The sequence below is a fragment of the Dethiosulfovibrio russensis genome (assembly GCF_021568855.1).
Classification (GTDB): Bacteria; Synergistota; Synergistia; order Synergistales; family Dethiosulfovibrionaceae; genus Dethiosulfovibrio; species Dethiosulfovibrio russensis.
This window is the reverse complement of sequence record NZ_JAKGUG010000005.1, coordinates 75,263-100,949: the sequence shown is the minus strand read 5'-3', so window position 1 is coordinate 100,949 and position 25,687 is coordinate 75,263. Positions and strand designations below refer to the sequence as shown.

Sequence of the window (25,687 nt, the reverse complement as noted above, 5' to 3'; positions counted from 1 at the left end):
TTCCTGTCAAGAACGTCTATCACTAGTCTAGAGCGGCGCCGGTCGCGGCGGAAACCCCGGCTTTCCTGACGAAATCGAGCTGTTCCTCCGTGTCTATTCCCGTCGCCACAGTGTCCAGGCTCAGCTTTGCCCCCAGGCCGATCATGATCTTCAGTGTGAAATAGGACAGATCTTCCTCCGTTCTGTCGATTTTCGTCATCTCCGGGTAGATTTTCAACGATTTAAGGGGCAACTTACTCAGCATCTCCATTGGTATGTAGTGTTTGCCGAAGTTTCTTATGGCCAGAGAGACTCCGATAGAGGATAGCTCGTCCAACAGGGAGGTCAGTCTTTCTACGTTCCTGGCCAAAAGAGCGTCGTCGATAGACAACTCCAAAGACGACGGATCTCTACCCTCGTCTTTAAGCATCCCGGAGAGGCAGAGCGAAAGGGCGCCGTTCCACAGATGCCAGGAAGACAGATCCATGGTCAGAGGAGTCATAGGCTTTTCCTTCATGGCTTTTCTGAGAACTGTCAGGTCTATCTGTGTGGCTATTCCCGTGTTTTCCGCCCTTTCCATGTAGGGTAAACCTTCTAGTTCGTCACATCTTGGAACGACCTTTATAGCCCTGAGCCCTTTGTCCCTCTGTATGTGGAATTCCGGTAGATAGTGGGGGTGGAAGGCGTCCATTTCCATCGCCTTTCGGATTTTTTTGTCGAGCTTCGTGCTCTCTTCATCGACTCCGTCCTCTTTTTCGTCGTATACCGCGATGCCCAGACATCTTTTCTTGGCCCTGTACATGGCGGAGTCGGCGGATCGGAAGAGAGAATCGGGGGTCTCGCCGTCTTTAGGATAAAAGGCGATCCCTAAGCTGGCCGACACCAGGAGGGAGGAGTCCTCCATGGCGAAAGGCTCTCTCAACGAGTTCAGGATTCTCTCGCTCTGTGCCATGGTGCTCGAAAATATATCGTCTTGTCCTACCACTACGGCGGAGAATTCATCTCCTCCTATTCGGGCGATGGAGTTCTCTCCGTCCATGACCGATAAAAATCGAAGGCTGACCTCTTTCAGCAATCGGTCTCCCACGGAATGTCCGAACCTGTCGTTTATGGCCTTGAAGCCGTTGAGGTCTACCATTATCAGTCCCACCTGAAGTTTTTCCGGTAGGGATTTGTCGAGGGTATCGGCGAGCTTTTCCTCCAGTGATCTTCGGTTTTCGAGACCGGTCAGGACATCCTCGAGGGATTCTTTCTTTCTGGTCCTGAGAAGGTTGTTGAAGGCCTTGCAAAGCGTTCCTATTTCGTCGTCTTGATAGTCGTCCAGCAGAAGAGGGGTACCCCTGGACGACTGTTTCTCCAGGGACTCGAGCCTCTTGAAGAATTTTCGGTCCAGCCATAACAACGTGCCGGATCCCACGATAAGACTGGAGATGACCAAGGCCAATATGCACCAAAGAAGGAGGCTTTCGCCGGCTTGTATCAGATGAGACGGACGGTTGACGACCATCTTTACGGGGGTAAGGCCTTTTATCTCTGGTAGGTCGACCGTCAGGTACACCCGATCCTGGAAGATGTTTTCCGGGAACGACCTCCCTGGTATGCCGTCCTCCGGGATCAGCCTTACCTCCGTCGTCTCTCTCGAAGGGGTGAACCAGCTTTTATCCGGGATCGATGCCATGACCATCCATCCCGCCGACGGACCGGAATAGTCGTTCTGGAGAATAGAAGACACCGTGACTGCGGTTATCCCGAGTATGGGCAGTACTCCGTACCCGGATAGGCTACAGTTTTCATATTGAATCTGATCCGTGAGAATTTCTCGAATAGAATGTATTATAGGGTTGGGGATGGTTACGATGGTCGGCCGCTCTTCGCCTCTAAGAGCGCTCCAGATCGGCATACCGTCTTCGCCAAAGACCGCTATCAAGGCTAGTCCGTTGTCCCATAGAGATTCGGGGGGTATGTTTTCATCTATATAAGAAAGGTCTTTGTCTCGAGCGAAATCGTAGGTTGCGTCCCACCAGGACCAATCCTCGTTCAGACGAAGCTGGGCCTCTAGCATCTTTTCGGCGGCGGAGGTCATATGTGTCGAGAGGTCCTCCAGCTGCTGTACCTCCAGTTTCCGGAAGCGAGCCATCTGGATGGTCCCCACCAGCAATGTCGCCATGAACAGTAGGGCTGTCGTGGCTACCACTATCACTGATAGAGATTGGGATCGCAATTTCATGAATAACAGCTCTTTTCCGAGAGATCGTGTAGGCAGCCTTCGACACTTTAAACAAAAACGTTGCCTTAGGCAAGTTTATGTTGTCTTTCTTCTCGGGTTTCCCGATAGATTGAGCGGAAAGACCCGGTGTCGCTGTCGTAGAATGACCCATTCGAGGTGTTATGTGTAGTCTTTTTGAGAGTGGATTTGAATCTGTGGAGGGAGGTAAGTGAGATGATGGCTAAAAACAGCTGTATCGAGTTCGTCCTCGACGGGCGTTATTTTGCTCTGCCGTTGGAGAACGTCAAGGAGATAATTTCCCGCCCTGAGATTACCCCATTGCCCATGGCGTCGAAACACGTCAGAGGGATAATCAATCTTCGAGGTGACGTTATTCCGGTGGTTGATCTGGCGATACGACTGGGAAGCAGCGAAGATAAGGTCGATCGCTCCGAGGTCCTTATACTTGTCCTGGACGGCCTTACCGCAGGGGTCATGGTGGATTCTGCGTCGCAGGTCGCAGAGCTGGATCTCGGCGACCTCTCCGAGCCGGAGGGGAATGAAGGTGCCGGATTGGACAGGAGCGCCGTCAAGGGAGTGGTCAGACACGAAGACCGTCTTGTGGTTCTTCTCGATGCGGCCAACATTCTGTCGGTGGACAGGGAGATGTTGAAGCGTATAGCCGCTGAAAACCATGACGATCGCATGGACTCTCAGAGCAAATACGAAACTATGAGAATAGTGACCTTCGATCTAGACGGAGATAACTATGGTTTCCGCCTGGAGGAGGTCAGGGAGATCCTTCGGTATCAGCCTCCGGTGTCGGTCCCCGACGCGCCTCCTTTCGTCGAGGGGGTACTACAGGTAAGGGGCAATATCCTCCCTGTGGTTAACCTGAGGGAAAGGCTTCGCCGAGGGGGGGAGCTGGATCAGGAGAAGGGTAAGATCCTCGTGGCGGATTACGGGGACTTCCGTCTAGGATTTGTCGCGGACGCGATAAAAGAGGTGTTGGAGGTTCCCATGTCGGAGGTCAGCGAGCCTCCTTCCGTGGTCAGAGGCGATTCGAACAGGCAGACCGTGAGCGCCATAGTCCATCACGACGATGAGATCGTGACCATCTTGGATAAAGACGGTCTGGTGGATCGTGAGAGGCTGAGGGAAATGGCCTCGGAGGACGACAGGGCCGTTGCGGATAAGGAGGACGGCGGAGGCTCGGAGACACTGGTGGTCTTCAAGGTCAGCGGCCAGCCTTTCGGTCTTCCGATAACCAGGATCAAGGAGATCAATCGGGTCGGCAACCTGTCCGAGGTCCCCGGTATGCCCGATTTTGTGGAGGGGGTGTTGGACCTTCGAGGGGACGTCATACCTGTCGTGAGCCTCAGCAAGAGACTGGGCCTTAAGTCCAGCGAGGGCTCCGAGGAGGACGGCAGGATCTTGGTGGTCGAGCTGGACGACTCCTTTCTCGGTTTCATGGTCGACGATGTCACCGGCGTGATGGAGGTTCCCCTGTCCCACATGAGCGAGCCCCCTCTTTCCATGAAGGAGCTGGGAAGGGCCAGGGACTTCGTGTCCCAGGTGGCCAGAACGGACGTAGAGGGCGAGAGGATGGTTTTGGTCCTTTCTCCCGAGAGCGTTTTGTCCTCCCAGGAGGTCGTATCGGCCAAAAACTCGATTTCCTGATGCGATCGGGAGAGGAGGTTCTTACCTCCTCTCCCGATCGCATCTTTTTTAAACGGATCCTAGATGTACCTCTCCGGACAGAAGCCTTTCGCTGCGTCCATCCGGAAAATGAACCTCCAGTCTTCCATCTTCGTCGATGTCTCCTGCCGTAGCTGTAACGGTGATTCCGTCTTTCTCGAAGGATATCTCTTTGCCCTCGAGCCAGGAGAGCCTGCGGCATATCTCAAGATAGGCATCCCCGTTTCCTTCCAGGTATTCTCGGTAGAGAGGCTCGAAACGGTTCAGTACCTCCGCGGCGATTTTTCTTCTGTCGAGAGATCTACCCCCTTCCAACAGAAGCGATGTCGCCACCTCGTCCACCGGCTTCGGAAAGGCTTTTACGTTGACGTTTATGCCTATCCCCATCACTATGAAGTCTATTCTGTCCAACTCGCAGGTCATCTCGGTCAGTATGCCGCATACCTTTTTACCGGATATAAGGACGTCGTTGGGCCACTTTACCTTGGGAGCGAATCCCATAGCCTCCAGTGTCACCGCGACGGCTGCCGCCCCTATCTGGGTTATCGGCGGCGCCGTTGCCGGAGGGGTCCCCGGTCTGAGCACGATGGACATCTGAACGGCCTCGCCGGGAGAGGAGATCCAGCTTCTGCCGCTCCTTCCCCTTCCTCCGGTCTGATGCTCCGTCGTAACGACCGTGCCGTCGGGGCAGCCCGATCTTCCCGCCGCCTTGGCGGTCAGGTTCGTCGACTCCACCTCGTGGTGGTTTATTATGTTTTTGCCTATGAAGTCGGTGTCTAGAAGAGGAACGATCTCCTCCGAGGTCAGGACATCGGGAGACGAGACTATTCTGTATCCCTTTCTAGGCACGGACTCGACCCGGTAGCCGTCCTCTTTCAGCTGATTGACGTGCTTCCATACCGCCGTCCTGCTTACTCCCAAACTGTCGCAGATGGACTGCCCCGAGACGAAGTCGCCCTGTCTTTTCTTGAGCATCGTCAGTATCTTTCCCTTCATGGACCACCATTCCTTTCGGTCTCCATTGTACTAGTGGATATCTTTTCGGAAAAGCCGCCTTTCCGTGCAGATAAAGGAGTCTTTTTTGTTATAATCAAGATGCTTGATTGGAGGGGTGTCTGTGAACAGATCTCGGCGCTATGTACTTATATCTCATTGCCTTTTGAACGTAAATTCCAAGGTCGATGGCTATGGGTTATATCCCGGAGCTTTGGAACCTCTGGTCCTCCCGTTGATAAAGTCGGGGATAGGGATCTTTCAGCTTCCATGTCCCGAGGCCACCTTCGCCGGAGCTAGACGATGGGGAATGACCGTCGAACAGTACGATATCCCGGCCTATCGCCGTCACAGTATATCGCTGTTGGAGCACGTGGTAGATCAAGTCGAGGACGATCTTGCCAACGGGGTGTCTATCCTCGGCGTCGTCGGGGTGGACGGAAGTCCGAGCTGCGGGGTCGACTGCACCTGTTACGGTTACACCGGAGGCATGATCGGAGGCAGCGATGCCGTCGCCCGAAGTTTGGATTCGGTAAAGATGGGGCCGGGACGAGGGGTTTTCATGAAGGTCCTGTCGGAGATGCTGGAGGAAAGAGGTATCGTCCTTCCCTTCGCGGCGGTGGACGAGGAGAGTCTTGACGGGATCTCGTGGGAATCGATCGAAAAACGTCTGTCTGTTTAGGTATCCTCTGGATTATCGTCAAAAGCAAATAGGGCGGGGATTTTCCCCCGCCCTATTTGCTTTTTGATATGCTTATCTTCACGAACCTAGGTAATGTCTGTAATGGAAGGGAGTTTTTTTTATGAGAAGGTTTACGAAAAAGGTGATTTTGGGGGTGCTTTTGGCGGTCATATGGGCGGCTCAGGCCTCCGCTTTGGTCATAGGAACCTTCAACATCGAGTATTTCAACGTGTCGGGAAAAAAGGCATATTCGCAGGAGGACTGTAGCTACCTGGCTCGACTAATAAAGGAGAGCGACGTGGACCTGTTGGCCCTGCAGGAGATAGAGGGCGACGCTACTATGAGGTTTTTCGTCACCAAATTCCTGCCTGGATGGGCTTATTCGGGCAACGACACCGGAGGCAGGCAGGACCTCTATTTTTTGTGGCGGAAGGACAGGGTACGAATCTTGGACGGCCCCGTTGTTTACGGCGCCAACGGGTCCTTCCGGTTCGAGGGAAAAAGCTATCGTCTCCACGACAGGCCTCCAATGGTGGGAGTCTTCCTGGATATCGAGGGAGACAGGCGGTTCCACATGGTCAACGTCCATCTAAAGAGCCAGAGCACCAGGGGCAAGGACGATCAGGACAGGGCGAAGCGTTACAACGATTTCAAGAGAGGGGCTCAGATCGACGGTATAAACGGGATAGTCGGCTCTCTCAAGGGGCCGGTCTTCATCCTAGGCGATTACAACGTGGACGATCCAAAGGGAACGAACTTTCCCCTTCTCTCCCTGCCGAAGGGGAGCTACAGCTACGACGATAGAAAGAGCCGTCTGGACTACATAGGCTACAGCGGCATAGAGAGGTCCGACTCGTGGAGGATAATCGAGGTGGAGACGTCGATCCCCGCCAGGTCTACTAAGAGAAGCCAGAGCCCCGATCACGATATGGTCCTTTTGGACCTGAACTGGGATGGAAGCCCGTCCTCGACGAAAGACGTTTATGACGTGGAGAAAAAGGAACAGATCGTGTACGTGACGGCAACGGGGAAAAAGTATCACTCCAAGGGATGCTCGTATCTGAAGGGCAAGGGAGAGCCTATGTCGTTGGATAAAGCTAAATCCCTGGGTTATTCTCCCTGTTCCCGTTGTAATCCCCCTAGATAGTTTTTGGTTTTTTTGATGGATTCGATATATACTGACATATATAGCTTGTATGGGATTGTCTTTTTGCCGAGATAAGAATGAAAAGGAGGGCTTTATTTGTCTCGTAGTATCGTTTCCAAATTGGGGGTCCTGACGGCATTCAGCTTAATATTGTCGATAGGAGCCCTGGCCTTCGTCGCCATCAGAGGTGTGGAGAATATGTCCCTTTCAGTCGGTTCCGTGGCTGAACGTATGTTGAACGAGGACATAGAGAATAAGAACGCCATGAACGCCAAGGGAGCCGAGGACTACGGGAAGGCCATGTCGAGCTATCTGGCCTGGATATCCGCCGCTCCTCTGTGGAACTTCAACGAGGAGTCTCTGATGGATTACGCCGCCGGGATGTTGGAGGTCCCCAACGTCGCCTATGCGGTCATCTACGACGACGGCGGTGCGATTGCGGCGGGAGAGAAGCCCGAGGGTGACGGTTTTTCCTCCTTCAAGGCAGACATCGTTCACGAGGAAGAGGTCATCGGTTCCGTGGAGGTAGGTCTCGATCTGTCCTATCTGGGAGACCTCAGAAAGGGCAGCGAGGAGACCAGAGATCACCTTATAGCCGAGTTCAACCGACAGGCCTCCGAGACCGAGAGGGCCATCAGGAACAGGACCGTAACCATATCTATAGTGTTGCTGTCCGCCGTGTTGGCATTGAACGTTTTCGTCCTTCTAAGGGTCGCCTCGCCTCTTCGTAAGATGACCGAGGTCGTCAGGGATCTCGGCGAGGGAGAGGGAGACCTCACGGTCCGTATGGACATAAAGACCTCCGACGAGGTAGGCAGACTCTGCGGGTCGTTGAACCAGTTTATGGACAAGCTTTCGGCTCTCGTGGTCGACATGATGTCCATAGCTCGAAAGCTCGGGGAGGATTCCCACGTCTTGGCGGAGAGATCGCAGAGCTCTCTAGGCACGATAGATACGGTGAAATCCTCGATGGAGGAGATTATGGGGCTCTCTCAGACCAACGCCGCTGCCGTGGAGGAGTCCAATGCCGGGGTAGAGGAGATGGCCGCCACAGCCGACTCCGTCGCGAAGGCCTCGGAACGGGGAGTGGAAGCCTCGTCCAAGACCTATAAGTTTACCGAAGGCGTATCTAATCAGATGGAGCAGGTGGTACAGGATATAAACGGCGTCAGCGTCAAATCCCAGGAGAACAGGAAAAAGATGTCCTCTCTGGAGAACGCGGTGGAGTCCATAACCGGCTTTGTGGGAGCTATCACCGGTATAGCCGATCAGACCAACCTGTTGGCTCTCAACGCCGCCATCGAGGCCGCCAGGGCTGGAGACGCCGGAAAGGGGTTCGCCGTGGTCGCCGAGGAGGTCCGCAAGCTTGCCGAGGAGTCAAACTCTGCGGCTCAGGAGATATCCTCCCTGATAGAGACCCTGTCGGTCTACGCCAAAGAATCCATCCAGGGAACGGTCGAGGAGGAGGAGATCCTGGGTAAGGTGGTGGATCGGGCCGATAGGCTCAGGAACGATCTAGCCTCCAGCATGAAGGAGATCGAGGCGGTTGATGGCGTCATGAACGAGGTCTCAGAGCTGAGCAAGGCTCAGTCCATGTCCAGCACGGAGATGGCCAACGCCGTGGACAGCATAGCTAAGGGAACCTCCGAGATAGTCGAACGTCTGGGCGATATCGGAGGGATTACAGAGGAGGCCAAGGACGCTTTCGAATCGGTGGTCTCTCAGACAGAGGTCCTTTTGGAGGGGATGGATCAGCTTAGAAGGCATCTGGATCAATTCAAAGTGTGATCCCTATGGTCCGGATGACCTATAGGAGGTGTCTGTAATGGATTTGATGGAGCTTTACCGCGAGCTGAAGGGCAGGACTTTCGTCGACCTCACCCACTCCTTTTGTCCCGGAATTCCCCACTATCCCGCTCTTCACGATATGGAGAGGCGAGACCTCTACACGGTGGAAAACGACGGTTTCTGGGTGGAGAAGATGACTTTGGTGGGCCAATGGGGAACCCATGTCGATTCTCCGAGACACTTCGTCCCGGGAGGAAGGACGGTGGATCTGATCGACGTGAAGGAGATGTTTCTGCCTTTGGTCGTTCTGGACCTCTCTCGGGATGTCTCGGGAAATCCGGACAGATGTCTCTCCAGGGAGGATATTATCGCCTGGGAGGACTCCTACGGCAGGGTCCCGGAGGGCTGCTTTTTCGCCCTCAGGACCGACTGGTCCAAACGCTGGCCCGACTGCGATGCCATGGACAACAAGGACGAGAAGGGCATTGCCCATTATCCCGGGTACAGCCTCGATTCCCTCAAGTTCCTCTACGAGGAGAGGGGAGTGACTGCATCGGGACACGAGACCGCCGATACCGACTGCGGCGTCGATTCCTCCAACGGTAATATGGTCTGCGAGCATTACGTTCTGGCCCAGGATCGCTATCAGATAGAGTTGATGGCGAACCTGGATAAGGTGCCGCCTACAGGGGCTTTGATAATAGCGGCTTTCCCGAAGCTCAAGGACGGCTCGGGTTTCCCCGCCCGTTGTTTTGCCATACTTCCCTGATCCATCTCTGTGATAAATCGGAGGGAGAGCGATATCGCTCTCCCTCCGATCGTTTCTCTAGTCCTTGAGATATCTATCGAACCAACGGGAGATCTCCTCCAGACGGGCCAGTCTCTCTCGTGGTTTCCCCCCTCGACTTAGCTCGTGGTTCTCTCCCTTGAAGACGCATATTTTGCTGTCCACCCCGTGGCGCTTAAGGGCGGTGAACATCTGAAGCCCCTGGGACAGCTCGCACCGATAGTCCTCGTCGGAGTGGATGAATAAAGTAGGCGTCGTCGCGCGGTCCGCGTATTTCAAAGGGGAGTGCCACCAGAGTTTCTCGACGTCGTCCCATATGTCGGCGTCCTGCTGGTCCGGGACGAAATAATATCCTATGTCGGAGATCCCGGCCTTGGAGATCCAGTTGGAGATGCTCCTCTGGGATACCGCGGCCTTGAATCGATCGGTATGACCTATTATCCAGTTGGTCATATAGCCTCCGTAGGACCCTCCGGTAACCCCCATGCGGTCTTCGTCCACGAAGGGCAGTTTTCCCACCTCGTCCGTGAAGGCCATGATGTCGTCGTAGTCCACCGTGCCGTATTTACCCCTGATATCGTCGAAGTCGTTGCCCTTTCCGTCGCTTCCCCTGGGGTTGCAGAAGGCCACCACATAGCCTCTGGCGGCCCAGAGCTGCATCTCGTGAAAATACACCTCGCCGAACGCCGTCTTGGGGCCCCCGTGGATGTGGATTATGGCGGGATACCTCTCTCCTTCCCTGTAATCCGTGGGTTTCATGATCCATCCGTCTATGGGGTAACCCGGGTCGGAACGGCTCGCCAAGGACTCGGGAACGGACAGATTCCTCTCGGACGTCGTCCATCCGTTAAAGCCCGAGACCCTGCGCTCCTCTCCGCTCTCGACGATGTAGAGCTCCTGGAGGGCGAGCCCCTTTAATCCGATCACGGCGGCCTTCCCGCCACTTACATGGTAATCGTCCACGGAGGAGATCTTTTCGGTTTCCTGAACGATCTTTCCCGACAGGTCCAGAGAGTGCAGATGCGACTCGATTCCGTCGGTGGAGACGAACCAGATCTTGCCGCCGTCCACGAAGAAGGCCAGGTTGAGATCGGAGGTTCCGTAACGGCAGTCGCAGCCTACGGAGTTTCTGAGTCCTCTGTCGAGTCCGGGTATGATCTCTCTCGGGACGCCGTCTTTGAGCACGTGGAAGGTGACGTTTTCGTTTATGCCGTGTCTGTCGAGTTTTGACCCCGTGAGCACCACGACTCCGTCCAGATAGTCGGCGCACTTGCAGGCGAAGGATCCGTCGGGGATAAGCTCGTCGATCTCCCCCGTTTTCAGGTCTAGCTCCCTGAGGCCGCTCCTGATAGGCCTTACGTCGGTGAAGTCCGGGCCGGTTATCAGAACCTTGGTCTTGTCCGGTGAGAGCCTGTAGCGATCCACGTCCAGCGTGTCGGGAGTCAGCTTTCTGGCTTTGCCACCCCTTTCGTAGATGTACAGAGCCGTTCTCTTCTGGGCGGTGTACCCCTTGCCGTTGGAGCAGAAAGGCACCTGCTCGAAGACCATGTAGTCCGCTTCCGCCAGCTTTTCCGATTTCCTGGGATCCTCTCCCGACAGGAGATAGCGGTTCCCTTCAAGGTGGACGATGGACGAGATCGCGAACGGCAGGGATCCGATAGGCTGAGCTTCCCCTCCCCCTGGAGCTATGGCGTACAGGTCGGTGGTTCCCTTTTCTGGGTCTTTCCTGTCGCTGGCGAAGACGATCTCCTCGCCGTCGTTGTTCCAGCAAAAACACTTTTCCCTCCCGGATCCCGTCAGAGGGCGGTTTTCCCCGGAGTCCAGGATATGGAGCCACAGTCTCGAATCGTAGCGGTTTTTCTCCAGGTCCGCCTTATGGACCGAGTAGCAGATAGCTCTTCCGTCGGGAGAGATGGACGGACCGGAGAGAAAGCGAAACTCCAGCAGGTCCTCGGGCGACATGTTTTCCCTTTTCACGATAGGTCATCCCTTTCTTTCATCCAGTTCCAGAGATAGGGAGGCCGCAGGACGCGGCCCCCCTATCGTCTTGTAGTTTCGACTCGATTTTCCTACCCTAACCCTTATCTGTCCAGCCAGACCTCGGTCAGTTCGGTCATGTAATCTCCCAAAAATGCCAGCTCTACCCCCTGGACGTCGGGGCGGGTGACAAGGCTGGTGGTCTGGTAGAAGAGGAACATCCAGACCGCATCGTCCACTATTTGCTGCTCCGCCTTTCCGTAGAGCTCCCAACGTTTGTCGGGGTCGGTCTCTCTTCTGGCCTCTTTCAGCCAGCGGTCGACGTCGTCGTTTTTATATCGGCAGTAGTTGCCCTTGGGGCCGAAGTTGTCGGAGCAGAACAGGGTGTAGAGGAAGTTGTCCGGATCGGCGTAGTCCCCGGCCCAGCCGGCCCGGAAGAACTTGAAATCTCCTCGCCGAACCGCGTCGTAATGGGCCCCTACCTCGGAGGAGGATAGCCGGATCTTTATTCCCAGCTCTCCGAGTTGGGCCTGCATGGCCTCCGCTATGGAGCGGTGTCTGGGGTTGTTGTTGAAGTACAGTGTAAGCTCCAGGCCTTTCTCATAGCCTGCCTCCGAGAGGAGTTGTTTAGCCTTTTCCGGATCGTACTCGTAGCCATTCAGATCGTCGTTGTAGCCCGGCATTCCAGGAGGCAGCACTCCTTTGGCCGGTTGGTATCTGCCGTTGAGGACCAGCTCGTTTATGCCCTCTCTGTTTACCCCGTAGTTGAGTGCCTGACGGAGTTTGAGGTTGTCCATGAACGGCTTGCCAGACTGGCTCATGCCGTAGTAATAGGTGTTGAGTCCCGGGCGCTCCTGGAAGGATGGGCCGAAGCCGTCCTTGAGTTCCTGATAGTACTCGTCCGGTATGTCCGGAAGGACGTCTATATTGCCCTTTTTGAACTCCAGATAGGCCACGCCGTTGTCCGGTATGACCATAAGATCGACTCCGTCCAGGTATGGCAGCTTCACTCCCCTATCGTCCTGGCCCCAGTAATTCGGGCTTTTGCGGAAAGAGGCGACGCTGTCGTGTTTCCATTCCTGGAGGACGAAGGGGCCGGTCCCTACGGGATGAAACGTGAAATTCTTGCCCCATTTTTCGGCGTCCTCTCGGGGAATCACCCCGAAGGACGGATAGGTCAGTACCGCCAGAAACGGCGCGAAAGGCTCGTCCAGCGTAAACCGAACGGTGTAATCATCCAGGACTTCAACTCCGGCCCACTCGGAGACCTTGCCATCGTTGAGCTCCTGGTAGCCCTTTATCTTGTCTGCGAAGAAGACCCTGGCGGATTTCATCTTTACCAAACGCTCGAAGGAATATTTTACGTCCTCGGCGGTCATCTCTCTGCCTCCGTTGAGAGTAGGTTCTCCCAGTACGTTATCGTGAAAGAGCACTCCCTTTCTGAGATGGAAGGTCCATACCCTGGAGTCGTCGTCGACCTCCCAGTTTTCGGCGAGGCAGGGGAGTATCTCCTTGCCGGAAGGACTCGTCTTGACCAGTGTCTCTAGATAGAGATTGGTTCCCCTCGTGGCTGTGGTTATGTTGGATGTAACCGGGTCGAGCGACGGTGGGTCGTTTATTATCCTCCATCTGAGGATTCCCCCGTTTTTAGGATCCGCCGATACCGTGGTAGACAGGATAGTTACGATAAGGATGCCCAGTAATACCAGCGCAAAGGTTCTTTTCATTTTTTCTTCCCTCCGTTTTCTCTCTGCCGAGATGATCGATCCCCATGGGTCCTCTGTGATGTCGAGTTTTTAGAATCCACAAAGGAATCCATTTTGAGGATACATTGCGAGTATACTGTTCTTTTGGTATCGGGGCAATAGTAGCGGTGTTAAAAAGTAGGTGATTCTATCGACAAATAGGAGTATAATAAACTTATTGATCCTCATGTTACATCGTCTTCATCTCTCAAGTTTTCTCAAAAAAGACTGTTTTTTCTATCTTCCTGTTTGTTGAGTCCTGTTATTAGCGGCAATTACTCTGATACCCGCGTCGTCGGGAGGGGGTTTTGTAACTTATGTTCATGGCTTTGTTTGGGGAGGTGATTGATTTGTGCGATAAAGTTATCCGCTTTGTCGTGGGAGATCTCTGAAGGGGAATTTATCTCGGCATCACGGCGTCTCTTACGGTAGAGTCTTTATCACGATAGACAGGAGGTGACCCTGGTATGTTTACTTATATAATGAGGCGAATTTTATACACTATTCCCGTGGTTTGGGGAGTCGTTACGGCCGTTTTCATCTTGATCAACGTAGTTCCCGGAGACCCGGCCATGATTATGATGGGTCAAAGAGGAGATCCCGAGACCTTAGCCAAGATCCGTCACGATCTGGGGTTGGATCTGCCCCTTCATAAACAATACATAAACTTCATTAGTCAGCTGATTAAGGGGGACCTGGGGACATCCTACAGGACCAACGAGAAGGTGGCAGATGCCATCAAGGATCGTTTAGGAGCGACGGCACGGCTCGCCATGTGGGCATTGTTGCTCGGTACGGTGATAGGAGTCGGTGCCGGGATTCTCTCGGCGGTCAAGCAATACTCGGTGTTCGACTATTCGGCCATGATAATAGCTATCGCAGGGGTGAGTGCCCCTGTCTTCTGGGTCGGGCTTCTGCTTCTTCTGGTCTTTGCCTATGGTCTGGGATGGTTGCCCGGAGCGGGATACGGCGACGGATCGTGGCGCTATCTCATACTGCCTGTGATTACCTTGGGAGTGAGACCGGGGGCTTTGACCGCCCGTCTTACCAGGTCCTGTATGCTCGAGGTCTTGAACCAGGACTATATAAGGACCGCCAAAGCCAAGGGATTGGCGGGAAATGTCGTGGTGATGAAGCATGCCCTCAAAAACGCAATGATACCTGTGGTCACCATAGTGGGGACTCAGATAGCCTCGTTGCTTTCCGGCGCGGTTCTCACCGAGACGATATTCGCCTGGCCCGGAATAGGTCGTCTCTCGGTGGAGGCTCTCATAGCCAGGGATTTCCCCATGATAAGGGGGACGGTCATCTTTATGGCGCTGATTTTCCTCGTCGCCAACCTGATCGTCGATATCTCCTACGGCTTCTTCGATCCCAGGATCCGTTACGATTAAGGGGGGATCGAGGTTGAATAAAAAGGATAAAGCGGTCGATACCGCAAAGAACCGCAAGCACGGCAGTCTCTGGTATGAGGCATGGGTGCGTTTTCGAAGGAATAAATTGGCCATGTTGGGGCTTATCATGGTCCTCTTTCTCCTGGCCGTGGCTCTTTTCGCTCCTCAGATAGCTCCCTACGATCCCTTTAAACAGCTTATATGGACCGAGGGAAAGGCGGCCAAGCTAGCCGCCCCTACTGCTAGTCATCTCATGGGTACCGATCTCTACGGAAGGGATATCCTCAGCAGGGTCGTATTCGGGGCCCGTATCTCCCTACAGATAGGGGTTTTCGCCACGTTGGTGTCCCTCATGATAGGCATCCCTCTGGGGGCCCTGGCCGGTTATTTTGGAGGCTGGGTCGACGATGCCATATCGTGGTTGATAAACGTGGTATTCGCCTTTCCCTTCTTTCTCTTCGTTCTGGCTATAATCGCCGTGTTCAACAATCCCAGCATGATGGTCGTATTCGTCGCCATCGGTCTGGTCTCCTGGGTTCCGGTCGCTAGGATCACCAGGGCCCAGTTCATATCCCTCAGGGAGAGGGAGTACGTAGAGGCGGCTAAAGCGCTCGGTATACCGACCTGGAGGATCATCTTTTCCCACATTCTTCCCAACGCGCTGGCTCCGGTCATAGTTCAGGCGACCCTGGGGCTGGGCAGCATCATAATGGTGGAGGCGGGGCTTGCCTTTCTCGGTTTCGGAGCTCAGCCTCCCACTCCGAGCTGGGGGCTGATGATCTCGGTGGGGCAGAAGTACCTGGCTACCGGTCAATGGTGGTGGGCGATCTTCCCCGGTCTGGCCATAATGTACACTGTTTTGGCCTTTAACTTCGTCGGAGACGGCCTGAGGGACGCTCTGGACGTTCGGCTCAAGAGATAGGAGGTGTCGGGCATGGCATTGTTGGAAGTCAGAAACCTTAAGACCTATTTCGACACCGACGCCGGAACGGTCAAGGCCGTGGACGGTGTTTCCTTCTCCATCGAGCCCGGCAAGACCCTGGGCATAGTCGGTGAATCGGGATGTGGCAAGTCTGTGACCTCTCTGTCCATAATGGGACTTCTGCCCAAGCCGGTCGGTCGAGTGGCCGGAGGAGAGATCGTCATGAACGGAGTCGACCTGTTGAACCTCTCCGAGCCGGAGATGAGGAAGATCCGAGGCAACGATATCTCCATGATATTTCAGGAGCCCATGACGAGTTTGAACCCGGTGTACACCATAGGGGAGCAGATCATGGAGCCTCTGAGGCTTCATCAGAAGATGGACGATCGGCAGGCCAAAAAGAGGGCCGTCGAGATGTTGGACCTGGTCGGGATACCTTCTCCGGATCAGAGGGTGGACGAATACCCTCACCAGCTTTCCGGAGGGATGAGGCAGAGGGCCATGATAGCCATGGCCTTGGCCTGTAACCCTGCTCTGCTGATAGCGGACGAGCCCACCACGGCTTTGGACGTGACGGTACAGGCTCAGATACTGGATCTCATGAACGATCTGAGGGAGAAGCTGAACTCGGCCATAATGTTCATAACCCACGATCTGGGAGTCATAGCCCAGATGGCCCAGAGGGTGGTGGTGATGTACGCCGGTAAGGTCGTGGAGGAGGCCGACGTGGTTCCCCTCTACAAGGACCCCCTTCATCCCTATACCCAGGGGCTTCTTCGGTCCATACCGAGGATGGACTGCGACAAGGAAAGATTGGACGTCATTCCCGGGGTGGTGCCGAACCCGTTGGACTTCCCGGAGGGTTGTAAGTTCCACAATCGCTGCGATAAGTGCATAGATCGATGCAGCGTCGAGGAGCCTCCCATATACAGGCTCAAGGGCGACCGCAAGGTACGTTGTTGGCTGTACGAGGATCATCCCGACAGAGAGGGGGTCGAGGAATGAGCGTTCCCGTCGAGAGGGAGGAGTTTCTGAGGGTAGAGAACCTGAAGAAATATTTCCCCATAAGGAAGGGCATATTCAAGAAGGTGGTCAACCACGTGAAGGCGGTGGATGGCGTTTCATTCTCCATCCGAGAGGGAGAGACGCTGGGAGTGGTGGGCGAATCCGGATGCGGAAAGTCGACCACCGGCAGGACCTTGATGCACCTTCTGGAACCGACCGACGGCTCGGTCTACTTTCAGGGTCGAGAGCTGGGGCAGATGCTCAAGGAAAACCCCGGACAGGTCAGACAGAACATCCAGATAATCTTCCAGGACCCTTACGGTAGCCTCAATCCCAGGATGACCGTGAGCGAGATAGTGGGAGAGGCGGTGAAGCTGTACGGTATCGCCAAAGGTCGTAAGGAGCTTGACCGGTACGTCACCGACGTGATAGTCAAAGCCGGTCTTCGTCCCGAACATCGTTTCCGCTATCCCCACGAGTTCTCCGGCGGTCAGAGACAGCGAATAGGTATAGCTCGAGCCCTTGCTTTGAATCCCAAGTTCATAGTGTGCGACGAGCCGGTCTCTGCCCTGGATGTGTCCATTCAGAGCCAGGTTTTGAACGAGCTGAGGGATCTTCAGCAGGAGCTGGGCCTTACCTATCTCTTCATCACCCACGATCTGTCGGTGGTCAAGCATATCTCCGACAGGATCGCCATAATGTACCTCGGCAAGGTGGTGGAGATAACCTCCAAGGACTCGATATTCATCAATCCCCTTCATCCCTATACTAAGGCGTTGATGTCGGCGATCCCCCTTCCCGATCCCACCGTGAAGGTGGAGAGGGTCCCCTTGGAGGGCGACATTCCCTCTCCTATAGATCCGCCTTCGGGATGTCGGTTCCACACCAGATGTCCTTACGCCATGGATAGGTGCAGAGAGGAAGAACCACCTCTGGTGGAGGTGGAGAAGGATCACGAGGTGGCGTGTTTCCTTCTTGAAAGGTAGAAAGAAAGGCGGAGCCGAGAGCATCCCGGCTCCGCCTTTTTTTCTAGGCCCTGTAGACCTCTACTCCGTCTATGAAGGTTATGGCTACCTCCGTTCTTGCGTCGAAGGGGTCGCCCTTCCATAGGACTATGTCTCCGTCCTTCCCCGGCTCCAGAGATCCCATTCTAGCCTCCAGGCCAAGATGTTCAGCCGAGGACAGGGTTACTGCCCTTAGGGCCTCTTCCCTGGACAGTCCAGCCCGGTGGGCCATGGTGGCGCAGAGCATCAGGGAGTGGACCGGGGTCACTGGGTGGTCCGTTATTATGCAGAAGTGGATCGCCCTCTCGGAGAAGACCTTAAGGGTGTCCCAGGTCATGTGTCTGAGCTCTATCTTAGGACGGCAGGATAGGGTGGGGCCTACCGCCGCCATTACTTTCTTCGACGCCAGGTAGTCCAGTATGAGGTGTCCTTCTGTGCAGTGTTCCAGGGTCAGCTCTATCCCGAATTCCTCGGCGGTCCTTACGGCCGTCGCTATGTCGTCGGCCCTGTGGCAGTGTACCCTGAGGGGCATCTTTTTCTCCACCACCGGCAGCAGAGCCTCCATGCCGGGTTTTATCTCGAAGGGATCCTTGTTTTCGTCTTTTTTGGCTAGCCAGTGTTCCTTGGCGGCCTTGTAGTTGAAGGCTTCCTGAAGGGTGTTCCTCATGCAGGCGGCGTTGCCCATCCTCGTGGTTGGCAGCTGGTTTTTCTCTTTGTAGACCCCTATGGGATTCTCTCCCAGGGCTGCCTTCATGCCGGACGGGGCAAGGACAGCCATCTCGTCCACGACTAGACCTCTGGTTTTTATGACGGCCCCCTGTCCTCCTATGACGTTGGCGCTTCCCGGAAGGACCTGCACCGCCGTCACTCCTCCTTTCCTAGCCTCGCCGAAGGCTTCGTCGAATGGGTATATAGAGTCCAATATCCTCAATTGAGGGGTGCTCGGGTCGGTCATGTCGTTCTCGTCAGTCATGGAGTAGGGAATTCCCTCCGGGCAGGTCCCTATATGGGTGTGTGCGTCTATGAGGCCCGGGGTGACCGTCATGCCCGAGGCGTCTACGATATCAGCTTCGCCTGGTATGGAAAGTCCCGCTCCGACCTCTTTTATCCTGCCGTTCTCTATCAGGACGGTACCTCCCTGAATCGTCCCGGACGATATCGTTTCTACCGTTCCTCCTACTATGGCTTTCAGCATATAATACGTCTCCTCTCAGTTTTTATCCGATATATCTTTCATAAAACCCCTCACGCTGTTGGTCATGAAGGCTCTCTCTCTCGATATCACCTCGGGAAGAAAGTCCTCCATGGGCTTCAAAGCCGGGTCCGTCTTGATGAGATGGCCCACCAGGGCGTCGGGATCCTCGTCTTCACGAGCTAGGGAGATAGTCTCCTCCCAAAGATTCAGCTGGTCAAGGGCTTTTTCCATGAAGGTCGCTCCGTCGTCGACCGGTCCATAGTGTCCCGGACAGAACAGGTCGTGATCCAGTTTCAGGATGGATCGGAGCGATTCTCTGACAATTTCGATGCGGAAGGGGGGAGCGGCTGCCGGTCTAAGGTAGGGGGCCTTTTTTGTTTTATCTCTGTACCATCGATTTACCATGCGATCGGCACATACCCCTGCGACCTCCCCTGCGAAGAGTATCCTCCTGTCCCCGGAATATAGGAACGACAGGTGATGGTGAGCGTGTCCCGGGGTCTCTATTGTAAATATATCTGAAAGGGCATAGTTCAGAGATTTTTCCGGTACCGGCAGTGGCTTTCCGTAGGATGTCGCCGTGTCTCCGAGCACCAGAAGGCTTCCCTTCCAAAGTCTTTCGGGGTCCATCAGGTGACGGTGCCCTCTTCGGTGTGCCGTAACAGTCATGTCGGGGTAGAGTCTACACAGATCTCCCGCACCTCCTCCGTGGTCGAGGTGGATATGGGTAAGCAGAAGTCTGTCCGGCCGTAGTTTCAAAGATTTCAGGGCCCCGTCCAGTACCGGTATGGAGGAGCGGGGGCCGCAGTCCACCACCGACACGATCTCTTTTGCTCGATCCTCCAGTATCCAGGAGCATATGAAGTGTTCGAATCCCTCGATCGGCTGTGGAAGATCCACAAGGTATAAAGATGTGTCGGAGGTCTCCAACACGATATCGATTTTCATGGTAGCACCTCCTTGGGGTTTTATCTTTATGTTTTTAGATTACCGATATAAAAATCGCCATTTTTTCCTATCTTGTCGTAGAATGGGTTGACCGACCCGCGAGTCGCATGAAATATGGAGGTAGCAAAAATGACATCTAAAGAACGTTCTGAGCGCATGGGTAGTGACCCGATCTGGCGGCTGCTTTTTCAGTTTTCCCTTCCAGCCATAGTGGGAATGGTCGCCAGTGCCCTTTATAACATAGTGGATCGGATGTTCATAGGTCACGCCGTCGGTCCTAACGGGATAGCCGCTATAACCGTGGCTTTCCCGTTTTTCCTTCTCGTTATATCCACCGGTATTCTGATAGGAGTGGGAACCTCGTCTCAGATATCCAGGAGACTCGGGGAGAACGAGCAAGACAGGGCTCAACTTGCCATGGGAAACGGCTTCCTGGCCGTCTTGATCTCCTCGGTGGTCCTCATGGTGCTGGTCTTTTCCTTTATGGAAGAGCTTATGTATCTCTGCGGTGCCAGCGAGACCCTGATGCCTCTCACTCGATCCTATATGTCGGTCATACTTTGGGGCGTTCCATTTCAGCTGATAAGCTTTTGCTGCAATTACTTCATAAGGGCCGAGGGGCATCCGAGATATGCTATGTGGACCCTTATCCTTGGGGCCTGCACCAATGTCTTTCTGGACTGGGTTTTCATAGTTAAGATGGGCATGGGAGTTAAAGGGGCGGCTCTCGGGACGGTGCTGGCTCAGTTGGGAGCCGCCTGCTGGGTGTTGCTGTTCTATCTTAAGGGGATGGGCGAGCTTCGTTTCACCCGAGAGAGCTTCCGCCCCAGAAAGAGGATAATGGCGGAGATGATAGCTGTGGGGTTTTCTCCCTTCATGATGGAGATGTTTTTCGTCTTCGTAATGGTCATATTCAACCGTACACTGAGCCGTCTGGGAGGGGAGCTGGCGGTCTCTGCCATGGGTATCTTCTTCAGCCTCGACAGTCTGCTGTTCATGCCGGCGGTCGGTATAGGAGAGGCGTCTCAACCCATAATAGGCTACAACTACGGGGCGGGGAATTTCGACAGGGTTAAGAAGACCGTCGGCATGGCCATGGCGTCCGCGGTGATTTTCTTCCTCTGTTCGTTGATAGTTGCAGAGCTTTTCCCGAGGCAGATGGCCATGCTGTTCAACAAGGAGAGCGAGCCTCTGCTGGATTTGGCTGAGAGGGCCATCCGAATAGGCTATATAGGGGCCCCCCTGGCGGGAGTCGCCATAATATCGGGGTTCGTATTTCAGGCCCTGGGTAAGGCGAAACAGAGCCTTATCCTCAATATATGCCGCCAGGTGATCTTTCTGTTGCCCCCGTTGTTTATACTTCCCCCTCTGATGGGAGTGGATGGAGTATGGCTTTCTTTCCCGATCGTCGACGTGGGTGGCGGTATGCTGGGTTGGTACATGGTCAGGGCGGAGATGCGCCGTTGGGTGAATCCTCCGGATATGGTCGTCAAGGTTTAGATCCTGTCCCGGCATTTCGTGCTTTTGTCCCCTAAAGTTGCTATTATAGAGGACGGGATTTTTTAAGTCTTGTGGAATAGCAGATCAGTTTTTATAGGGGGGGAGCCGATGACTTCGACCGTTTATTTCAGCGATATGAGGAGCAAGACGCCGGAGGACAACAAGGGCAACAAGATACGTCGTCTTCTGGAAGCAGCCGGAGGAAGGACTTTACGAAAAGGGGACCTTACGGCGGTAAAGCTCCATTTCGGCGAGAGGGGATGCGACGGTTTCATACGCCCTATCTTCGTGAGAAAAGCGGTGGACTGGGCCAAGGAAAAGGGAGCTAAGCCCTTTCTTACAGACACGAACACTCTCTACACCGGCAGCAGGAAGAACTCGGTGGACCATCTTCTGACCGCCATAGAGCACGGCTTCGGTTACGAGGTAACGGGGGCTCCTCTGGTAATAGCCGACGGTCTCAGGAGCGGGAACTTTCAGGAGATCCCCGTGAGGGGAGAGATGTTCTCCTCTGTCAAGATAGCCTCGGACATCCGTTCCTCCGACTCGATGATAGTGTTGTCCCATTTCAAGGGGCACGTCATGGCGGGTTTCGGAGGTGCGGTGAAGAATCTGGCCATGGGGTGCGCTCCCGCCGAGGGTAAGAAGGAGCAGCATTCGGCCAGGATGTCGGTAGACGACGAAAAATGCGTGGGATGCGGCCGTTGTTTCAGAAACTGCCCGGTCAAGGCCATCTCCATGACGGGAGGAAAGGCCGTTATAGATAAGGACGTCTGTATCGGCTGCGGCGAATGTCTCACTGTCTGTCCCGCCTCGGCGATCTCTCTGGACTGGAGGACCGACGTAGTCCAGTTTCACCGGAGGATGGCCGAGTACGCCCTGGGAGCCGTGGCGGACAAGGAAACAAAGACGGTTTTTTTGAACTTCATAATGGACGTGACGCCTCAGTGCGATTGCGTCCCCTGGAGCGACGCCCCGGTGGTGCCCGACATAGGACTTGCCGCCTCGACCGATCCTGTAGCTTTGGACAAGGCCTGTCTCGATATGGTGATCTCCAGGGCCGGGACCGATCCCTTCAAGGAACTGTACGACAGGATCGATTCGATGGAGCAGCTTCGTCACGGAGAGGCCGTCGGATTGGGCCATCTGGATTACGTTCTGAGGGAGATGTAGCGCATGAAGGCTTTTTCTTTCACACTGTCGTTGATACTGTGGGGTTACATCATAGCGGTGCTGTACGCTCGGTACGTGACCCCTTTCGTGTCCGGAACCAGGCGCTCCATCGCCTCCGGGGAGTTCGGCGATACCACTGGCGACGATCTTCAGAGCAAGCTGTTGAGGGTGGCCCTGGACCTGGTGTTTTTCATAGCTCAGGCCTATTTCCTGATGGGATGGTCCGCCTACGCGGTCCTCAAGATAAGAATAATGACCCATCTGCCCGACGCAGGCAGTCCGGTTATCTTCTACATCATAGGTATGGCCATATGTATGTGGACCTTGGGCTATATCGCCTTGAGGGAGAAATACGAGGGGTTCCTGTCTATCCTACACAGTGTGGTCGCCATGGGGGCCTTCGCTACCTTCGCCTTTAAACCTCAGCATATACCGGTCCTCTACGGTTGGATGGTAAACATAATGGGAGGCTTGAGGTAAGATGCTCTACGACAACGTCGAGACCGAATGGGGCGGTGCCCTGGTGGTCATGGACGAAGTAGGGATCAGCAGGATCAGACTGTACGAGGGCAAGGATGCCCCTAAGTCTCTATTCGACCGTTGGCGACGGTCTCCCTCGGATCTCAGAGAGGCAGTGGAACAGCTTAGGGCCTACTTTGCCGGAGAGCTGAGGGAATTCGATCTGCCTCTTTCCCTGAACGGCACCGATTTTCAGCTGAAGGTATGGAACGCCTTGAAGGCCATCCCCTACGGTACCACGGTGTCGTATTCCCAGCTGGCCGCATCGATCGACAAGCCGAAGGCCTGCAGAGCAGTAGGTGGTGCCAACGGCAGAAACCCCATACCGGTGGTTATCCCCTGTCACAGGGTAATAGGGGCCGACGGCTCTCTCGGTGGATATTCCGGCGGACTGGGGATCAAGAGTAAACTATTGGCTATAGAGGGAGTCCATTTCGACTGAAGGGTATCTCTCCGAGTGTCTGTCCATGAGATAGCCCCGCCCGGGCTAAATAGAGCCCGGGCGGGGCTATCGTTTGTTTCGTCAACTTCGCCATCTCATATTGGGACGGACGAAACCGTATATGCACTTTTCCTGACCTGTTCTGATTGCCCAGTTCCTGTTGCCGTAGTCGAAGTGCCACCATTCATTGGGATAATTGGAGAACCCCTCGCTCTCCATGAGATTCAGCAGTAACCTCCTGTTGTTCCGTATATCCTCTTCCTCCTGGGAAAGGGCATCTTTACTCTCCAGGGTCCTGTCGTAGTGGTCGGTGTAGGACCTCTCGGAGGTCTCGTCGAACCCCGAGCCCATGGGAACGGCCCGTCCTTTTTCGTCCGCCAGGGTCAGGTCCACCGATCCTCCCGTACAGTGTCCCGATACGAGATCTGGCTCGGTCGAGGGGTAGGCCACGAATATCCTGGCCCTTTGGTCCACCTCGTCCGGCGATAGTTCCGGATGGTCCCTGAAAATCTCGTCTTTTATGGTGTCGAACAGCTCCCTCTGTAGCTCGGGAGCTCTCCAGCAGTCCAGAAGAACGAACTTCCATCCCTTCGGAAGGCGATCCGCCGCCCTTACCAGCCGTTCGTAGACCCCTACTCGGAGAAACGACTCGGGGATGCTTTCCTTAAGGCCCTGTATGAAATATTGAGGCCTGGACAGTATCTTTTCGGGGTACAGGCTGGCCGATACGAGAGGCTCTCCGCTTTCGACCAGAAGAGGGGTTTTTTTCGTCATATTTTCACCTCCGTCACTAGAGACCTAACATTCGGGGCAACGTGACCGTTATCGCCGGAAAGGATATTATGGCCATCAACACGGTCATGGCCACCGCTATGAAGGGCCATATCTCCCGGAACAGGTCTCCTAGCGGTACCTTGCCCACCGCTGCCACGATATAGTTGCAGGCCCCGACGGGAGGGGTTATCAATGCTATCGTCACGTTCAAGGTCATTACTATGCCGAAGTGGAATGGGTCTATCCCCGCCTTTACCGCCAGAGGGGCGAAGACAGGGGTCAGCAAGGTGAGCACCGCCACCTCCTCCATGAACATCCCTATGACGAAAATTATGGAGCTGAGCACTAGCATCAGCAGCCAAGGATGTTCCAACAGTCCCATCCCCACTATCACAGAGGCGAATTTCTGTGTTACCCTCTCCCACTTTAGAAACCACCCTACCACCGTAGCGGCTCCCATTATCAGAAAGATGGCGCTGGTGAGCCTGACCGTCTCGTAGATCGAGTCCCAGAGGCCGGACCATGTCAGTTGCCTTGTGACGGCTATCCCCGCCAGCAGACAGTAGACCACAGCCAGAGCTCCTGACTCGGTTGGGGTCACCACCCCGGTCACGATACCTCCGACTATTATCAGTGGCGCAATTAGTGCCGCTACTGACTTTCTCAGTATGGTCTTGGCCCTGGCCCTAACCGCGGCGGTGTCGGTCATGGGAACCTTGTAGCGTTTGGAGAAGAACCAGTTCATGACCATGAAGGCCAGCCCGAGGACCAGCCCCGGGACCACCCCAGCGGCGAACAGCCCACCTATGGATGTGTTGGTCATGGCGGCGTAGATTATCATGAATATGCTGGGCGGTATTATCGGGCCTATCAGCGAGCTTCCGGCGGTAAGCCCTGCGGCATAGGCTTTGGGAAAACCCTCTTTCTCCATTGCCGGTATCAGAATGGATCCCAGGGCCGAGGCGTCCGCCGCGGCGGAACCGTTTACCCCAGCCAGAATAATGCCTCCCACCACGTTTACGTATCCCAGCCCCCCCCGGACCGACCCTACTAACAGACGGCTGAAGTCGATCAGTCGATCGGTCAGTCCAGAACGGTTCATCAGGCTTCCGGCCAGTATGAAGAAGGGAATGGCCATCAGCGAGAAAACGTCCATTCCTCCGAAGAACTGCTGCGGAATGGCCCTGAGGAGCGTCAGGTTTCCAGTACCCAATATGCCGAGAAATCCCGTGAACAACAAGGAGGCGTAGAGGGGCACTCCCAGAGCCATCTGGAGGAAGAACCCTCCCAGGAGCATGAGTCCCGTCATGACCGGTCACCTCCGTCTGAGGGGCGATGCAGCTCCTGGAGCAGGAGCTGCATCAACAACATGGACATGCCGATGGGAACGGCCATGAGCGGAATGGCCTTGGGGATGCCTAGAGCCATGGTCTTCATGGTCCAGGTCCCTGCGACGTTCTTGCTGCCGAGCCATATCAGGAGGATCAGTACCACCGCCTGTATTCCCATCCTGGCTATGTAGGAGACCTTTTTCAGCCATCTTGGGAAACGCGGCGCCAGAAAGTCTATCGACATATGGTCCCCATTTGCCTGGGCTCCCGCCGCGCCCAACATCACCAACCAAACCAGGGAATATCGAGCTACCTCCTCGGTCCATATGATCGAGCTTTTCATAACGTAACGGAAGAAGATGCCTAGCACTATATCTCCCACGTTGACCAACAGGAGAAAGCCGGCCACCACGGCGCTGAGTCGCTCCATGGCGACGGCCATCCTCTGGACTTTTCCGAGGTCGCTCGAGCCGTCCAT

At 54.9% G+C, this 25,687-nt stretch carries 22 protein-coding genes; 13 read left to right on the top strand and 9 right to left on the bottom strand.

Annotation, left to right across the window (positions count from 1 at the left end; translation table 11 throughout):
• Positions 1 to 22: 22 nt before the first annotated feature.
• Positions 23 to 2,206, bottom strand: coding sequence for a sensor domain-containing diguanylate cyclase (locus tag L2W48_RS07160; protein WP_236099413.1), 2,184 nt, complete (start codon positions 2,204 to 2,206; stop codon positions 23 to 25).
• Positions 2,207 to 2,419: 213 nt separating this feature from the next.
• On the opposite strand from L2W48_RS07160, the gene L2W48_RS07155 reads away from it, so the two are divergent.
• Positions 2,420 to 3,865 (top strand): chemotaxis protein CheW, encoded by a 1,446-nt coding sequence (locus tag L2W48_RS07155; protein ID WP_236099414.1) that lies wholly within the window; start codon positions 2,420 to 2,422, stop codon positions 3,863 to 3,865.
• A 48-nt stretch (positions 3,866 to 3,913) separates the two neighbouring features.
• On the opposite strand, the gene L2W48_RS07150 is transcribed toward L2W48_RS07155, so the two are convergent.
• The gene (locus tag L2W48_RS07150; RefSeq protein ID WP_236099415.1) at positions 3,914 to 4,879 is read right to left on the bottom strand and encodes a biotin--[acetyl-CoA-carboxylase] ligase; all 966 of its coding nucleotides are present in this window, start codon (positions 4,877 to 4,879) and stop codon (positions 3,914 to 3,916) included.
• 121 nt (positions 4,880 to 5,000) lie between these two features.
• On the opposite strand from L2W48_RS07150, the gene L2W48_RS07145 reads away from it, so the two are divergent.
• The 4 genes from L2W48_RS07145 (at position 5,001) to L2W48_RS07130 (ending at position 9,262) form a co-directional block, all read left to right on the top strand.
• On the top strand, positions 5,001 to 5,558 hold the full coding sequence (locus tag L2W48_RS07145; RefSeq protein ID WP_236099416.1) for a CD3072 family TudS-related putative desulfidase: 558 nt from the start codon (positions 5,001 to 5,003) through the stop codon (positions 5,556 to 5,558).
• Positions 5,559 to 5,679: 121 nt separating this feature from the next.
• A complete protein-coding gene (locus L2W48_RS07140; protein ID WP_236099417.1) occupies positions 5,680 to 6,705 on the top strand; it encodes an endonuclease/exonuclease/phosphatase family protein in 1,026 nt (341 codons plus the stop codon).
• 96 nt (positions 6,706 to 6,801) lie between these two features.
• Positions 6,802 to 8,493 (top strand): methyl-accepting chemotaxis protein, encoded by a 1,692-nt coding sequence (locus tag L2W48_RS07135; RefSeq protein ID WP_236099418.1) that lies wholly within the window; start codon positions 6,802 to 6,804, stop codon positions 8,491 to 8,493.
• A 37-nt stretch (positions 8,494 to 8,530) separates the two neighbouring features.
• The gene (locus L2W48_RS07130; protein ID WP_236099419.1) at positions 8,531 to 9,262 is read left to right on the top strand and encodes a cyclase family protein; all 732 of its coding nucleotides are present in this window, start codon (positions 8,531 to 8,533) and stop codon (positions 9,260 to 9,262) included.
• A 57-nt stretch (positions 9,263 to 9,319) separates the two neighbouring features.
• Here L2W48_RS07130 and L2W48_RS07125 read toward each other — a convergent pair whose 3' ends face one another.
• Together L2W48_RS07125 and L2W48_RS07120 are read right to left on the bottom strand one after the other, a co-directional pair.
• Positions 9,320 to 11,257, bottom strand: coding sequence for a S9 family peptidase (locus L2W48_RS07125; RefSeq protein WP_236099420.1), 1,938 nt, complete (start codon positions 11,255 to 11,257; stop codon positions 9,320 to 9,322).
• A gap of 104 nt (positions 11,258 to 11,361) precedes the next feature.
• Complete coding sequence (locus L2W48_RS07120; RefSeq protein ID WP_236099421.1) at positions 11,362 to 12,984, bottom strand: ABC transporter substrate-binding protein; 1,623 nt, start codon at positions 12,982 to 12,984, stop codon at positions 11,362 to 11,364.
• 485 nt (positions 12,985 to 13,469) lie between these two features.
• Between L2W48_RS07120 and L2W48_RS07115 the strand changes: the two genes are divergently transcribed.
• From L2W48_RS07115 to L2W48_RS07100, 4 genes are read left to right on the top strand one after another with little or no spacing between them, the layout of a single operon-like run.
• The gene (locus L2W48_RS07115) at positions 13,470 to 14,396 is read left to right on the top strand and encodes an ABC transporter permease (protein WP_236099422.1); all 927 of its coding nucleotides are present in this window, start codon (positions 13,470 to 13,472) and stop codon (positions 14,394 to 14,396) included.
• Between the two features lie 13 nt (positions 14,397 to 14,409).
• Positions 14,410 to 15,318, top strand: coding sequence for an ABC transporter permease (locus L2W48_RS07110; protein ID WP_236099423.1), 909 nt, complete (start codon positions 14,410 to 14,412; stop codon positions 15,316 to 15,318).
• A gap of 12 nt (positions 15,319 to 15,330) precedes the next feature.
• A complete protein-coding gene (locus L2W48_RS07105) occupies positions 15,331 to 16,323 on the top strand; it encodes an ABC transporter ATP-binding protein (RefSeq protein ID WP_236099424.1) in 993 nt (330 codons plus the stop codon).
• The gene (locus L2W48_RS07100) at positions 16,320 to 17,309 is read left to right on the top strand and encodes an ABC transporter ATP-binding protein (RefSeq protein WP_236099425.1); all 990 of its coding nucleotides are present in this window, start codon (positions 16,320 to 16,322) and stop codon (positions 17,307 to 17,309) included. The genes L2W48_RS07105 and L2W48_RS07100 overlap by 4 nt, the downstream gene beginning before the upstream one ends.
• A 43-nt stretch (positions 17,310 to 17,352) precedes the next feature.
• Here L2W48_RS07100 and L2W48_RS07095 read toward each other — a convergent pair whose 3' ends face one another.
• Positions 17,353 to 18,522, bottom strand: coding sequence for an amidohydrolase (locus L2W48_RS07095; protein ID WP_236099426.1), 1,170 nt, complete (start codon positions 18,520 to 18,522; stop codon positions 17,353 to 17,355).
• A 15-nt stretch (positions 18,523 to 18,537) separates the two neighbouring features.
• Complete coding sequence (locus L2W48_RS07090; RefSeq protein ID WP_236099427.1) at positions 18,538 to 19,470, bottom strand: MBL fold metallo-hydrolase; 933 nt, start codon at positions 19,468 to 19,470, stop codon at positions 18,538 to 18,540.
• A 129-nt stretch (positions 19,471 to 19,599) separates the two neighbouring features.
• Here L2W48_RS07090 and L2W48_RS07085 point away from each other — a divergent pair, with 129 nt between their 5' ends.
• From L2W48_RS07085 to L2W48_RS07065, 4 genes are all read left to right on the top strand, one after another.
• On the top strand, positions 19,600 to 20,970 hold the full coding sequence (locus L2W48_RS07085) for an MATE family efflux transporter (RefSeq protein ID WP_236099428.1): 1,371 nt from the start codon (positions 19,600 to 19,602) through the stop codon (positions 20,968 to 20,970).
• A gap of 108 nt (positions 20,971 to 21,078) precedes the next feature.
• Complete coding sequence (locus L2W48_RS07080; RefSeq protein WP_236099429.1) at positions 21,079 to 22,143, top strand: DUF362 domain-containing protein; 1,065 nt, start codon at positions 21,079 to 21,081, stop codon at positions 22,141 to 22,143.
• Between the two features lie 3 nt (positions 22,144 to 22,146).
• The gene (locus L2W48_RS07075) at positions 22,147 to 22,623 is read left to right on the top strand and encodes a hypothetical protein (RefSeq protein ID WP_236099430.1); all 477 of its coding nucleotides are present in this window, start codon (positions 22,147 to 22,149) and stop codon (positions 22,621 to 22,623) included.
• Position 22,624: 1 nt separating this feature from the next.
• Positions 22,625 to 23,104, top strand: coding sequence for a methylated-DNA--[protein]-cysteine S-methyltransferase (locus L2W48_RS07065; RefSeq protein WP_268906503.1), 480 nt, complete (start codon positions 22,625 to 22,627; stop codon positions 23,102 to 23,104).
• Positions 23,105 to 23,185: 81 nt separating this feature from the next.
• Here L2W48_RS07065 and L2W48_RS07060 read toward each other — a convergent pair whose 3' ends face one another.
• The 3 genes from L2W48_RS07060 to L2W48_RS07050 are packed head-to-tail and all read right to left on the bottom strand — an operon-like array spanning position 23,186 to position 25,687.
• Complete coding sequence (locus L2W48_RS07060) at positions 23,186 to 23,878, bottom strand: M15 family metallopeptidase (RefSeq protein ID WP_236099431.1); 693 nt, start codon at positions 23,876 to 23,878, stop codon at positions 23,186 to 23,188.
• Positions 23,879 to 23,894: 16 nt separating this feature from the next.
• Entirely contained in the window at positions 23,895 to 25,187 is a 1,293-nt protein-coding gene (locus L2W48_RS07055; RefSeq protein WP_236099432.1) for a TRAP transporter large permease, read from the bottom strand.
• Positions 25,184 to 25,687 carry a TRAP transporter small permease gene (locus L2W48_RS07050; protein ID WP_236099433.1) on the bottom strand — a complete coding sequence of 168 codons (504 nt, stop codon included), beginning with the start codon at positions 25,685 to 25,687 and terminating at the stop codon, positions 25,184 to 25,186. The genes L2W48_RS07055 and L2W48_RS07050 overlap by 4 nt, the downstream gene beginning before the upstream one ends.